Genomic DNA, 13,186 nt, shown 5'->3' with positions numbered 1-13,186 from the left:
AATCGGTCAAAATCGGGGGCTTATGAACAAGCCCCCTTTTTCTTTGCCGCCGCTGGGTGGCCTGCAAACGCTGCTCGACACTCTGCCGCCCCCGCCGCCGTGGTTGCAGGCCGAGCTGCACAACCGCCTGGTGCTGCTGCTCAACCACGTGCTGATGCAGGAGCCCGTGGCCATGGAGCGCCTCAAGCGCCAGTGCGGCAAGACCGTGCAGGTGCAGTGGGGCCGCTTCACGTTGGGGCTGCAACCCACCGCCGCCGGGCTGCTGGCGCTGGCTGATGTGGCGGGTCAGCCCGACTTGCGCCTGCAACTCGCCGACACCTCGCCGCTGGCGCTGGCACAGACCGTGCTAGCCGGGGGCAAGCCGCAGGTCGATATCCAGGGCGATGTGCAACTGGCGGCCGATGTGGCCTGGCTGGTGGACAACGTGCGCTGGGACGTGGAAGAAGACCTGTCGCGCCTGCTGGGGGATGCCCCGGCGCACACGCTGGTGCAAGGTGTGCGCACGCTGGCGCAGGCCCTGCCCAAGTTCATCAACCGCTCCAGGGCCGCGCCATGACACGTTTCTACCGGGGGGCGTTCATCGTCTGGATTGTGCTGCGTTACGGGCTGGACGAGCTGGTGCTGTCGGGCTTTCCGAATCCGTTGGTGGCGCTGCTGCGGCGCGTCATCAGCCTGGGGCGTAACCTGCAAGCCCCGCGCGGCCAGCGTCTGCGCGAGGCGCTGGAGCGGCTGGGGCCGATCTTTGTCAAGTTTGGTCAGGTGCTCTCGACCCGGCGCGACCTGATGCCGCCCGACATTGCCGAGGAACTGGCCCGGCTGCAAGACCGCGTGCCGCCGTTCCCGAGCGCAGTGGCGGTGGCCACCATCGAACGCGCCTTTGGCAAAAAGCTCGACGACATCTTTGCCCAATTCGAGCAGACCCCAGTCGCCAGTGCTTCCATTGCTCAAGTCCACTTTGCCACGCTCAAGGATGGGCGCGAGGTCGCGGTCAAGGTGCTGCGGCCCAACATGCGGCCCGTCATCGACAAGGATCTGGCCCTGATGCGCATGATGGCGGGCTGGCTGGAAAAGCTCTCCACCGATGGCAAGCGCCTCAAGCCGCGCGAAGTGGTGGCCGAATTCGACAAGTACCTGCACGACGAGCTGGATTTGGTGCGCGAAGCCTCCAACGCGGCCCAGCTGCGCCGCAACATGCAGGACTTGAACCTCGTGCTGATCCCGGAAATGCACTGGGACTGGTGCCACACCGAGGTCATGGTGATGGAACGCATGAAGGGCGTGCCCATCAATCAGGTGCAGCGCCTGCGCGAGGCGGGGGTGGACATCCCCCAACTGGCGCGCGACGGCGTGACCATCTTCTTCACCCAAGTGTTTCGCGATGGTTTTTTCCACGCCGATATGCACCCCGGCAACATCCAGGTCAGCCTCGATCCGGCCACCTTCGGGCGCTACATCTCGCTGGACTTTGGCATCGTCGGCACGCTGACGCAGTTCGACAAGGAGTACCTGGCGCAGAACTTCACCGCCTTCTTCCGCCGCGACTACAAGCGCGTGGCCGAACTGCACATCGAATCGGGCTGGGTGCCCGCCAGCACGCGCGTCGATGAGCTGGAGGCCGCCATCCGCGCCGTGTGCGAGCCGTACTTTGACCGCCCGCTGAAGGAAATCTCGCTGGGCATGGTGCTGATGCGACTGTTCCAGACCTCGCGCCGCTTCCAGGTCGAGATCCAGCCGCAGCTGGTGCTGCTGCAAAAGACGCTGCTCAACATCGAAGGGCTGGGGCGCGACCTGGACCCCGAGCTGGACTTGTGGAGCACCGCCAAGCCGTTCCTGGAAAAGTGGATGCTGGACCAGGTTGGCCCCAAGCAGTTCTGGGAGCAGCTCAAGGCCGAGGCGCCGCACTACGCCAAACTGTTGCCCGCCCTGCCACGCCTGCTGCACGACTACCTGAAACACCGTGCCCACGGCGGCCCGTCCGACACCGAACGCCAGCTGCGCGCCCTGCTGCAGGAACAGCGCCAGACCAACCGGCTGCTGCAAAACCTCATCTACGGCGCGGGGGGCTTTGCGCTGGGCTGGTGGCTGGTGCATGCCGTGCCACGCTGGTGGTGGCTCTGGCACTGACGCAGTGAAAACCCTTATTTATAATGATCGGTTTTGTTCAAATCCTTGAGGTCTAGCCATGCCTATCTACGCTTACAAGTGTGAGTCCTGCGGCCACGCCAAGGACGTGTTGCAAAAAATCTCCGCCGAGCCGCTGACCGATTGCCCGGCCTGCGGTGCCGCCACCTTCAAGAAGCAGCTCACCGCCGCCGGTTTCCAGCTCAAGGGGTCGGGCTGGTACGTCACCGACTTCCGCAACGGCGGCTCCAGCGCCGCCGCCACCGGTGCGGTCGCGCCCAGCACCACCGCCGCCAGCACCAGCCCGGCTCCTGCAGCGTCGGCCCCGGCGGCCGACAGCGGTGCCACCGCCAGCAGCAGCGCCCCGGCCGCCTGTGGCGCGGCCTGCGGCTGTCATTGAGTTGATGGTGTCCATGGCCGCCTTGCGCAAATGGCTGTTGAGCGGGTTGCTGGCGCTGGCCCCGCTCATCATCACCTTGTGGGTGCTGGATTGGGTGGTGTCCACGCTGGACCAGACCTTGACCATCCTGCCCGCCTCGTGGCAGCCCGAGCAGTGGCTGGGTGTGCGCATTCCTGGCCTGGGCGTGTTGTTTGCGTTGCTGGTGCTGTTGAGCATTGGCGCGTTGGCCTCCAACTTTGTCGGCAACAAGCTGGTCAATTGGTGGCACGCGCTGCTGCACCGCATTCCGGTGGTGCGCTCCATCTATTCCAGCGTCAAGCAGGTGTCCGACACCCTGTTTTCTGAAAAAGGCAACGCCTTTCGCAAGGCCTTGCTGGTGCAGTGGCCGCGCGAAGGGGTGTGGACCATCGCCTTTTTGACCGGCAGCCCCGGTGGCGACGTGGCCACCCACCTCAACACGCAAGAATTTGTCAGCGTGTATGTACCCACCACCCCCAACCCGACCGGGGGCTACTTTGTGATGGTGCGCAAGAGCGACTGCATCGAACTCGCGATGAGCGTCGATGAGGCGCTGACGTATGTAATTTCCATGGGCGTGATCGTGCCAACTGGTGCGAAAGGCGTTCCCCTTCCTCCCTCTGCCGAAGCCGCCTCGCCGCGCGCCTGACGCGATACCGAAAGCAAACACAACATGGCAATGCGTTCTGAATACTGCGGTCTGGTGACCGAAGCCCTGCTGGGCCAAACCGTGACCCTGTGCGGCTGGGTCAACCGCCGCCGCGACCACGGTGGTGTGATCTTCGTCGATCTGCGCGACCGCGAAGGTTATGTGCAAGTGGTGTGTGACCCCGACCGTCCCGAGATGTTTGCGGTGGCCGAAGTCCTGCGCAACGAGTTCTGCGTTCAGATCAAGGGTCTGGTGCGTGCGCGCCCCGCCGGCACCATCAACGACAACCTCAAAAGCGGCAAGATCGAAGTGCTGTGCCACGAGATCAATGTGCTCAACGCCTCGGTCACGCCGCCGTTCCAGATCGACGACGACAACCTGAGCGAAACCACCCGCCTGACGCACCGCGTGTTGGATCTGCGCCGCCCGTACATGCAGAAGAACCTGATGCTGCGCTACAAAGTGGCGATGGAAGTGCGCAAGTTCTTGGATGCCAACGGCTTCATCGACATCGAAACCCCGATGCTCACCAAGTCCACGCCCGAAGGTGCGCGCGACTACCTGGTGCCCAGCCGCGTCCACGACGGCCAGTTCTTCGCGCTGCCGCAGTCGCCCCAGCTGTTCAAGCAGCTGCTGATGGTGGCCGGTTACGACCGCTACTACCAAATCACCAAGTGCTTCCGCGACGAGGACCTGCGCGCCGACCGCCAGCCCGAATTCACCCAGATCGATATCGAGACCTCGTTCATGACCGAAGAGGACATCCGCACGATGTTCCAAGGCATGATCAAGAGCGTGTTCCAGCATGCGATGGGCGTGGATCTGGGCGACTTCCCGGTCATGGCTTACGCCGAGGCCATGCACCTGTACGGCTCCGACAAGCCCGATCTGCGCGTCAAGTTGCAGTTCACCGAGCTGACCGACGTGATGGCCGATGTGGACTTCAAAGTCTTCAGTGCCCCGGCCCAGATGAAGAATGGCCGCGTGGTGGCCCTGCGCGTGCCGGGCGGTGCCGCCATGCCGCGCAGCGAGATCGACGCTTACACCGAATTTGTCAAGATCTACGGTGCCAAGGGCTTGGCCTGGATCAAGGTCAATGACCTGGCCGCTGGCCGCGACGGTCTGCAATCGCCCATCGTCAAGAACCTGCACGATGCGGCCATTGCCGCCATTCTGGAGCGTTCTGGCGCACAAAACGGCGACATCCTGTTCTTTGGTGCCGACAAAACCAAGGTTGTCAACGATGCGATTGGCGCACTGCGCATCAAAATCGGCCACAGCGAACTGGGCAAGAAAGAAGGCTTCTTTGAAGACCGCTGGGCCCCGCTGTGGGTGGTGGACTTCCCGATGTTCGAATACGACGAGGACGACAACCGCTGGAACGCGGTCCACCACCCCTTCACCGCGCCCAAGGACGGCCACGAAGAGTACATGGACACCGATCCGGGCAAGTGCATTGCCAAGGCCTACGACATGGTGCTCAACGGTTGGGAGCTGGGTGGCGGTTCGGTGCGTATTCACCGTGCCGACGTGCAAAGCAAGGTGTTCAGCGCGCTCAACATCACGCCCGAAGACGCACAGATCAAGTTCGGCTTCCTGCTGGACGCGCTGCAATACGGCGCGCCCCCGCACGGTGGCCTGGCCTTCGGTTTGGATCGCCTGATCACGCTGATGACCAAGGCCGAGTCCATCCGCGACGTGATTGCTTTCCCGAAAACCCAGCGTGCCCAGTGCTTGCTCACGCAAGCCCCAAGCTTGGTGGACGAGAAACAATTGCGCGAACTGCACATCCGTTTGCGCAACCCCGACGCGGGCAAGGCCGCTGCCTGATATAGTGAAACCTTCTTCAACCTGGACGGGAGACGCTCATGTCTGAACAAAACCAAATCGGCCTTGAACCCAAAGAAAAACTGTTGTCCGACCTGCGTGTGGTGGTGAGTGACGCAGAAGAACTGCTGCAAGCCACTGCCAGCCAAACTGGCGAGCGCGTGGCCGAATTGCGTGCCCGCATGCAAGACAACCTGCGCAGCGCCCGCATCAAGCTGGCCGACGCCGAAGAAGCCTTGCGCGCCAAGACCCGCGAAGTGGCCCACGCCACCGACGACTACGTTCACGACCATCCGTGGCGCTCGATTGGCGTGGCCGCGGGTGCAGGCTTGGTCATTGGCCTGCTGATTGGCCGCCGTTGAGCCTGGGCGTGAGCCACACCGCTGCGTTGCGTGGCCGTGATGTCGCGCCCTGAACCGGCGGCCCGCAGCGGCGCAGCGGCTGCGCCCTCGGCACCACCACCGCCACGCGGTGCCAGCGGTTGGCTGCACGACGGCCTGCAGTGGCTGCGGGTGCGGCTGGAGCTGTTCAGCGTCGAGGCGCGTGAGCACGCCTTGAGCGTGCTGGAGGTTTTGTTGCTGGGCCTGGCGGCGGTGTTGCTGCTGGTGCTGGGGCTGGCGTTTCTGGCTGTGTTGCTGACGGTGCTGCTGTGGGACAGCCACCGGCTGCTGGCGCTGGCCGTGTTCACCACCGTGTTCCTGACGCTGGGGGCGGTGGCGGTGGGGCTGGCCAAGGCGCGCTGGGCGCAGACCCGGCGCTGGTTCCAGGCCACGCTGGACGAGTTCCGGCGCGACGAAGACCGCCTGACGCCGCCATGATGTCGGCCCGCCGCCAGCGCCTGCTGGAGCGCCGTCTGGCGCTGGTGCAGGAATCGTCGCAGTTGCGCGATCGCCTGGTGCAGCATGCCCATGCCGCCCAGCCGTGGCTGGAGCGTGCCGTGCAGGTGCGCGCCGCCTGGCACTGGATGCGCCAGCACCCGCTGGTGCCCGCTGCGCTGGCACTGGCCGTGCTGTGGTGGCGCCCACGCTGGGTGTGGCGCTGGGGCTGGCGCCTGTGGGGTGGCTGGCGCTGGTGGCAGCAGTCACAGCACCGCTGGCGGCCCTGGTGGCAACGCTGGCAGGCGTGGCGCCAGTACGCCACAAACCGCTTGCGCCCGGATTAAGGCATCAAGAGACCGGCGCAGTTGCCGAAGTAGTGGCAGGCTTTCAAAATACGGGATGTACGCGCATGTTGGTGGTGATTGGTTACTCGGTGGCATTGATCTGCATCTTTGGGGTGTACATCGTCCACGGCGGCAATATCGGGGTGATCCTGGCGGCATTGCCTTTCGAGTTGATCACCATCTTTGGTGGTGCTCTGGGGGCGTTCGTGGTGAACAACCCGCCCAAGGTGCTCAAGGCGGTGCTCAAGAAGCTGCCCACGGTGTTCAAGGGCTCGCCCTACAGCAAGGAGCGCTACCTGGAGCTGCTGGCGCTGCTGTACGAGATCTTGCAAAAGGCGCGTAAGGAAGGCCTGATGGCGATCGAGGACGACGTCGAGAACCCCGAGAACTCGGCGCTGTTCCAGAAATACCCCACCGTGGGCAGCGACCACCACGTGGTCGAGTTCACCACCGACTACCTGCGCATGATGGTGTCGGGCAACCTCAACGCGCACGAGATCGAGGCCCTGATGGACAGCGAGATCGACACCCACCACCAGGAGGATCACGCGGTGGTGGCGGCCCTCAACCGCCTGGCGGGCGCCTTGCCCGCGTTCGGCATTGTGGCGGCGGTGCTGGGCGTGATCAAGACCATGGGCTCGGTGGGCCAGCCGCCGGCGGTGCTGGGCGGCATGATCGGCTCGGCGCTGGTGGGCACCTTCCTCGGCATCTTCCTGGCCTATGGCTTTGCCGAGCCGCTGGCGGGCCTGCTGGACCAGAAAAGCGAAGAGGGCAGTAAGGAGCTGCAGTGCATCAAGACCACGCTGCTGGCCAGCATGCAGGGCTACGCGCCCATGACCGCGATCGAGTTCGGGCGCAAGGTGCTGTTCTCGACCGAGCGGCCGACCTTCGTTGAGCTTGAAGCCTACGTCAAGACCAAGAAGTAACCCAACCACCTCACCGGCGCGCCATGAGCAGTCCCTCCACTTCCGGCAAGCAGCTGCAGCCCATCATCGTCAAGCGCGTCAAGAAGGGCGGCCACGCGGCGCATGGGGGCGCCTGGAAGATTGCCTACGCCGACTTCGTGACGGCGATGATGGCGTTCTTCCTGCTGATGTGGCTGCTGGGCTCCACCGCCAAGGGCGACCTGCAGGGCATCTCGGAATATTTTTCTATGCCGCTCAAGGTGGCGCTGATGGGCGGGGACGGCACCGGCAACAGCGACAGCATCCTGCCCGGCGGCGGCAAGGACTTGAGCCGCAGCGTGGGCCAGGTCGATGGCGGTGACGCCGAGCGCAGCATGAAGACGCTGGGCGCCCAGATTGCGCGCGCCGAGATGCTGCGCCAGGACAAGCTGCGCCTCGAGAACCTGAAGAAGAAGATCGAGGACGTCATCAACAGCACGCCCAAGCTGGCCGAGTTCAAGAACCAGATCAAGCTCGAGAAGGTGCAGGACGGCCTCAACATCCAGATCGTGGACGACCAGCAGCGCCCGATGTTCGACAGCGGCCGCGCCTTGGTCAAGCCCTACATGCGCGACATCCTGGTCGAGATTGGCCTGGCCATGAAGGATGTGGAAAACCGTATCTCGCTGTCGGGCCACACCGACGCCACGCCCTACGCCAGCGGCGACCGCAACTACAGCAACTGGGAGCTGTCGGCCGACCGCGCCAACGCGTCGCGGCGCGAGCTGGTGCAGGCCGGGCTGCCCGATGGCAAGCTGGCGCGCGTGGTGGGGTTGTCCTCCAGCGCGCCGCTGCTGGCCGACAAGCCGTTCGATCCCATCAACCGGCGCATCAGCATCCTGGTCATGACCAAGGAAGCCGAGGAGCGCATGCTCAAATCGTTCGAGGCCATTGCCGCCGACACCGAGGCGGAGCTGGCCCCCGCCGGGGCCGAGCAACCTGCTGCCGCCGCGCCTGCGTCGCCTTGACCCCGTCGCACCTTGCGGGGTTCTGCAGCCACGCTGGCTGCAGGATCGCCGCACACCTTACACTGTAACCCTCTCCCCTCGGAGCTTTTTATGCCTGAATTAAAATTTTTGATCGTTGACGACTTTTCCACCATGCGCCGCATCGTGCGCAACCTGCTCAAGGAAATCGGCTACCCCGACGCGGACGAGGCCGAGGACGGCTCGGTGGCGCTGCACAAGCTGCAGAATGGCAAGTTCGACATCGTGGTCAGCGATATCAATATGCCCAACATGAACGGCTTTGAATTGCTGACCAGCATCAAGTCGGACGAAACCCTCAAGCACATTCCGGTGCTGATGGTGACCGCTGAAGCGCGCAAGGAAGACATTATTGCCGCTGCACAGGGCGGTGCCGCCGGTTACATTGTCAAACCCTTTACCAAAGCCACTCTTGAAGAGAAGTTGAGCAACATTTTCAAGAAAATGGGTTGGTAGGAGACCGCTTATGAGCAGCGAGCCCGATACCCACGACAGTCTCAAGTCGACCGAGGTGTTCCAGCGCCTAGGATCGATCACGCGCCAGTTGCACGAGTCGCTCAATGAGTTGGGCTACACCCCGGTGCTCAAAGATGCCGTCGATGAACTGCCCGACGCGCGCAGTCGCTTGCAGTACATTGCCCGTTTAACGGGTGAAGCCGCCGAAAAAGTGCTCAACCGCGTAGACGAAGCCAAATTGGAGCAGGAACGTGTGATTGAGCACACCGAGCAGTTGCTGCGCACCATACGCGGCGTGCCTGGTTTAAAGTGGGCGATGCCTGAATTGCTGGAGTGGACAGAAAAAATCCAACAGGATGCACGCCGTACCGACCAGCACCTGACCGACATCATGATGGCGCAGGATTTCCACGATTTGACGGGACAGGTCATCAAACGTGTGGTGAACTTGGCCGCAACGATTGAAGCTCAGTTGGTGCAGTTGTTGGTACAGGCTGCGCCACAACCGCCGGTGGTGGTGGTGCCGGCATCGGTGGAGGCGGTGGTGACGGAGATGTTGCCACCTTTGCCCAAAATTGCGTCTTCACACAGCCACGCGCCGGTGGGCACGCCCGAGCATTCGGCGCTGGCCGGGCCGGTGGTGGACCCCGAAGGGCGCACCGACGTGGTCAGCAACCAGTCCGAAGTGGACGACTTGCTGGCCAGCCTGGGCTTCTGACGCCCCGGGTGGCCTCGTGCGGGCCACACACCAGCACAGCCAACAGCGATGAAGCCGGGTTTTCCCGGCTTTATTGCGCTTTAGCGGTGGCCCATGCCACCAGACAATGCGGTTCACCACTGGTAAACCGCACATGGACTCCTCCCAAGACCGTACCTTACCCGCCACCCCCCGGCGGCTGCAAAAGGCCAAAGAACAAGGCCAGGTGCCGCGTTCGCGCGACCTGACGCATCTGGTCGTGCTGGGCGGGGGCATGCTGACGCTGTCGTGGCTGGCGGCGTGGATGTTCGACCGCATGCGCGAGGGCTTGCGCCGCCTGTTCTCGTTCGACGAATCCATCATCAAGCACCCGCAGGCCATGGGCGAGGCGCTGGTGGACATGAGCCAGCTGGCGCTGCTGTCGTACCTGCCGCTGGGCGTGCTGGTGGCGCTGGCCGCGCTGGTGGCGATGGTGGCCTCGGGCGCCTACGCCTACAGCACCGAGTCGCTGATGCCCAAGTTTTCCAAGGTCAGCCCGTTGAGTGGCTTTGGCCGCCTGTTCTCGGCCCAGCAGGCGGTAGAGGTGCTTAAGTTGACCTTCATCATGCTGGTGATGGGGGTGATTGCCGGCTTCTTTGTACAAAAGCATTTGCTCGACTTTGCCAGCCTGATGTTGCGCCCGCTGGAGGCGTCGCTGAGCCAGTTGCGCGAATGGCTGGTGTCGGGTGTGACATCGTTGTTGGCGGTGGTGCTGGTGGTGACGCTGATTGACGTGCCGCTGCAGCGCTTCTTGCACCAGCGCCGCCTGCGCATGTCGCTGCAGGAGGTCAAGGACGAGCACAAGGAAAGCGAAGGCAACCCCGAGATGAAGGGCCGCCGGCGCCAATTCCAGCGCGAGATCTCGCAGGGCAACAGCGTCAAGCGCGTGCCCGAGGCCGACTTGGTGGTGATGAACCCGACCCACTATGCGGTGGCGCTCAAGTACGACGACTCCATGTCTGCGCCGCAGGTGATTGCCAAGGGCGCCGACATGATTGCGCTGCGCATCCGCGACATGGCGCAGGAGCACAAGGTGCCGGTGCTGCAGTCGCCCATGCTGGCGCGTGCGCTGTACGCGCACACCGAGATCGACCAGCAGATCCCGACCCAGCTCTTTACCGCCGTGGCGCAGGTGCTGGCGTATGTGTACCAGCTGCGCGCCGCCCTGCGTGGCGAAGGCCCCATGCCCGGCCAGCCCCCTGTGCCCGATGTGCCGGTGGAGCTCGACCCGCACCACGGCCGCGATACCGCCCCCGCCGCCACCGTGGCCTGACGTTTGCACCGAGTTTTGACCATGAACCCCCAACTGCAAAAAATCCAGGTCTGGCTGCAGCGCAACGCAGCCCACGTCAGCGGCCTGGCCGCGCCACTGCTGGTGATGCTGGTGCTGTCGATGATGGTGCTGCCGCTACCCGCCTGGGTGCTGGACATCTTCTTCACCCTCAACATTGGCCTGGCGCTGATGGTGATGATGGTGTCGGCGTACATGAAGCGTGCGCTGGACTTTGCCGCCTTCCCGACCGTGCTGCTGCTGACCACGCTGCTGCGGTTGTCGCTCAACGTGGCCTCCACGCGGGTGGTGCTGGTGGAAGGGCACAGCGGCCCGGGTGCTGCCGGTGCGGTGATCGAGGCGTTTGGCACTTTCCTGATTGGCGGCAACTTTGCCGTGGGCCTGATCGTGTTCCTGATTCTGGTGGTGATCAACTTTGTGGTGATCACCAAGGGCGCGGAGCGCATTGCTGAAGTGGGCGCACGCTTCACGCTGGACGCGATGCCGGGCAAGCAGATGGCCATCGACGCCGACATGAACGCCGGCCTCATCGACCAGGCCGAGGCCAAGCGCCGCCGCGCCGAGGTGGGCGACGAGGCCGACTTCTTTGGCTCGATGGACGGTGCGTCCAAGTTCGTGCGCGGCGACGCGGTGGCCGGCATCCTGATCCTGGTCATCAACATCGTGGGCGGCTTTGCGATTGGCGTGTTCCAGCACGGCCTGTCGGTGGGCGCGGCGGCCGACAGCTACATCACGCTGGCGGTGGGCGATGCGCTGGTGGCGCAGATTCCGGGCCTGCTGATTTCGGTGGCGTCGGCGATGGTGGTGTCGCGCGTGGGCAAGGAAGAGGAGCTGGGCGCGCAGATCGTGGGCCAGATGTTCGAGTCGCCCAAGGTGCTGGGCGTGACGGGCGGCGTGCTGTTCCTGCTGGGCGTGGTGCCGGGCATGCCGCACACGGTGTTCCTGGGCTTTGCGGCCCTGTTTGGCGGTCTGGCGTACTGGCAGGCGCGCGAGCAGGCCAAGCCCAAGCCGTCGGAGGCCGAGGTGCAGGCCGCCGCTGCCGCTGCCGCCCCGCCCGAAGGGGGCGAGGCCAGCTGGGACGACCTGCAGCCGGTGGACTTGCTGGGCCTGGAGCTGGGCTACCGCCTGATCACGCTGGTGGACAAGACCCGCCAGGGCGACTTGCTGACCCGCATCAAGGGTGTGCGCAAGAAGTTTGCGCAGGAAGTGGGCTTCTTGCCGCCCGCTGTGCATGTGCGCGACAACCTGGAGCTGCGCCCGAGCAACTACCGCATCACGCTGCGCGGCGTGGTGGTGGGCGAGGGCGAGGTGTTCCCGGGCCAGCACCTGGCCATCAACCCCGGCCACATCAAGACGCCGCTGATTGGCACCGCCACCACCGACCCCGCTTTTGGTCTGCCCGCGCAGTGGATTGACGAGCGCCAGAAGGAAACCGCACAAATGGCCGGTTATACCGTTGTTGATTCAGAGACCGTGCTGGCCACACATTTGTCACACTTGATGCAAGTCCACGCGGCCAAGTTGCTGTCTCGCACCGAGACCCAGGAGCTGGTGGAACATGTGGCCAAACTCGCTCCCAAACTGATTGAAGAAGTCGTCCCCAAAATGGTGTCCATCGGTGTGTTCCAGAAAGTGTTGCAGCTTCTGCTCGACGAAGCTGTGAACATCCGCGACATCCGCACCATCATCGAGGCGCTGGCCGAGCACGCCAGCCAGACGCAAGACCCGGTGGAGCTGGCCCGGCGTGTGCGCCAGGCGCTGGCCCCGGCCATCGTGCAGCAGATTTACGGCCCGGTCAACGAGCTGGAAGTCATCGCCATCGAACCTGGCTTGGAGCGCTTGCTCACGCAAGCCCTCAGCGGTGGCCCGATGGCCGCACTCGACCCCGGCGTGGCCGACATGCTCACCAAATCGGCCGCTGCCGTGGCCAACAAACAAGAGGAAGCGGGTGTGCCAGCGTGCCTGTTGGTGCCCGACGCCATCCGCTCCGCCATGGCCCGCTTGCTGCGCCGCGCCGCGCCGCGCCTGCAAGTGCTGGCCCACAGTGAAATTCCAGAAACGCACCTGATTCGGATTGGCCCGATCCTAGGAGAACCCGCATGAACGTCCAACGCTTTTTAGCTCCCACTTCGCGGGAGGCCATGAACAAAGTCAAAGCCTCGCTGGGCGATGCGGCGGTGATCCTATCGACCCGCACCACCGAAGACGGCTTTGAGGTGCTGGCCATGACCGAGGAAGGCCTGCGCGCCTTGCCCGGTATGGACGACGGCGCACCCCCCGTGCGTGCGCCGCAGCCAGCCGCTGCGCCCCAGGCCCCCAGCCGCCTGCAGCAGCGCGCCGCCGACCAGCTGCCCGCGCCGCAGGCGTTCTCGGCCAGCAGCAGCGTGGCGCAGGACACCGAAACCCTGGCCATGAGCACGCTGTCGTTCCAGGACTACGTGCGCGAACGCATGCTGGCCAAGCGCCGCGACATGCTGCAAGGCGAGGCCCCGCGCGCCGCTGCCTTGTATGAGGTGTGGGTCAAGGCTTGTGAGTACGCTGGTCTTGGTACGCCCAGCTTCCAGCATGGCCTCAAGCTGGCCAACGGCAAGAAGGC

The 13,186-nt window shown here is 64.3% G+C and carries 14 protein-coding genes and 1 pseudogene; all 15 read left to right on the top strand.

Annotated elements, in window-relative coordinates:
* Window positions 1–22: 22 nt before the first annotated feature.
* Complete coding sequence (locus CON76_RS00245) at window positions 23–556, top strand: ubiquinone biosynthesis accessory factor UbiJ (protein WP_145995277.1); 534 nt, start codon at window positions 23–25, stop codon at window positions 554–556.
* The gene (gene ubiB / locus CON76_RS00240) at window positions 553–2,124 is read left to right on the top strand and encodes a ubiquinone biosynthesis regulatory protein kinase UbiB (RefSeq protein ID WP_101100929.1); all 1,572 of its coding nucleotides are present in this window, start codon (window positions 553–555) and stop codon (window positions 2,122–2,124) included. Before CON76_RS00245 ends, ubiB begins: the two co-directional genes overlap by 4 nt.
* A 58-nt stretch (window positions 2,125–2,182) precedes the next feature.
* Complete coding sequence (locus CON76_RS00235) at window positions 2,183–2,521, top strand: FmdB family zinc ribbon protein (protein WP_101100927.1); 339 nt, start codon at window positions 2,183–2,185, stop codon at window positions 2,519–2,521.
* Window positions 2,522–2,534: 13 nt separating this feature from the next.
* Window positions 2,535–3,188, top strand: a complete 654-nt coding sequence (locus tag CON76_RS00230; RefSeq protein ID WP_101101000.1) for a DUF502 domain-containing protein — start codon at window positions 2,535–2,537, stop codon at window positions 3,186–3,188.
* A 24-nt stretch (window positions 3,189–3,212) separates the two neighbouring features.
* On the top strand, window positions 3,213–5,018 hold the full coding sequence (gene aspS, locus CON76_RS00225; protein ID WP_101100925.1) for an aspartate--tRNA ligase: 1,806 nt from the start codon (window positions 3,213–3,215) through the stop codon (window positions 5,016–5,018).
* Window positions 5,019–5,056: 38 nt separating this feature from the next.
* A complete protein-coding gene (locus tag CON76_RS00220; RefSeq protein WP_101100923.1) occupies window positions 5,057–5,377 on the top strand; it encodes an ElaB/YgaM/YqjD family protein in 321 nt (106 codons plus the stop codon).
* Window positions 5,378–5,416: 39 nt separating this feature from the next.
* Window positions 5,417–5,833 (top strand): phage holin family protein, encoded by a 417-nt coding sequence (locus tag CON76_RS00215; protein WP_101100998.1) that lies wholly within the window; start codon window positions 5,417–5,419, stop codon window positions 5,831–5,833.
* Window positions 5,830–6,177 carry a YqjK family protein gene (locus CON76_RS00210; protein ID WP_101100921.1) on the top strand — a complete coding sequence of 116 codons (348 nt, stop codon included), beginning with the start codon at window positions 5,830–5,832 and terminating at the stop codon, window positions 6,175–6,177. The genes CON76_RS00215 and CON76_RS00210 overlap by 4 nt, the downstream gene beginning before the upstream one ends.
* A gap of 65 nt (window positions 6,178–6,242) precedes the next feature.
* On the top strand, window positions 6,243–7,103 hold the full coding sequence (gene motA / locus CON76_RS00205; RefSeq protein ID WP_101100919.1) for a flagellar motor stator protein MotA: 861 nt from the start codon (window positions 6,243–6,245) through the stop codon (window positions 7,101–7,103).
* A 23-nt stretch (window positions 7,104–7,126) separates the two neighbouring features.
* Window positions 7,127–8,089, top strand: a complete 963-nt coding sequence (gene motB / locus CON76_RS00200) for a flagellar motor protein MotB (RefSeq protein WP_101100917.1) — start codon at window positions 7,127–7,129, stop codon at window positions 8,087–8,089.
* A 90-nt stretch (window positions 8,090–8,179) separates the two neighbouring features.
* Entirely contained in the window at window positions 8,180–8,563 is a 384-nt protein-coding gene (cheY, locus tag CON76_RS00195) for a chemotaxis response regulator CheY (RefSeq protein WP_101100914.1), read from the top strand.
* 10 nt (window positions 8,564–8,573) lie between these two features.
* Complete coding sequence (locus CON76_RS00190; protein ID WP_101100912.1) at window positions 8,574–9,281, top strand: protein phosphatase CheZ; 708 nt, start codon at window positions 8,574–8,576, stop codon at window positions 9,279–9,281.
* Window positions 9,282–9,414: 133 nt separating this feature from the next.
* Complete coding sequence (flhB, locus tag CON76_RS00185; protein WP_101100996.1) at window positions 9,415–10,572, top strand: flagellar biosynthesis protein FlhB; 1,158 nt, start codon at window positions 9,415–9,417, stop codon at window positions 10,570–10,572.
* 21 nt (window positions 10,573–10,593) lie between these two features.
* Window positions 10,594–12,693 carry a flagellar biosynthesis protein FlhA gene (gene flhA, locus CON76_RS00180; RefSeq protein WP_101100910.1) on the top strand — a complete coding sequence of 700 codons (2,100 nt, stop codon included), beginning with the start codon at window positions 10,594–10,596 and terminating at the stop codon, window positions 12,691–12,693.
* Window positions 12,690–13,186, top strand: a pseudogene (locus CON76_RS00175) (hypothetical protein); the annotation flags it as partial. The gene flhA and the pseudogene CON76_RS00175, both read left to right, overlap by 4 nt.

The organism is Macromonas bipunctata, from assembly GCF_002837135.1.
In the GTDB taxonomy this organism is placed as follows: Bacteria; Pseudomonadota; Gammaproteobacteria; order Burkholderiales; family Burkholderiaceae_C; genus Macromonas_A; species Macromonas_A bipunctata.
The sequence above is the reverse complement of the archived record's forward strand: the minus strand, read 5'-3'. Positions and strand labels throughout refer to the sequence as shown.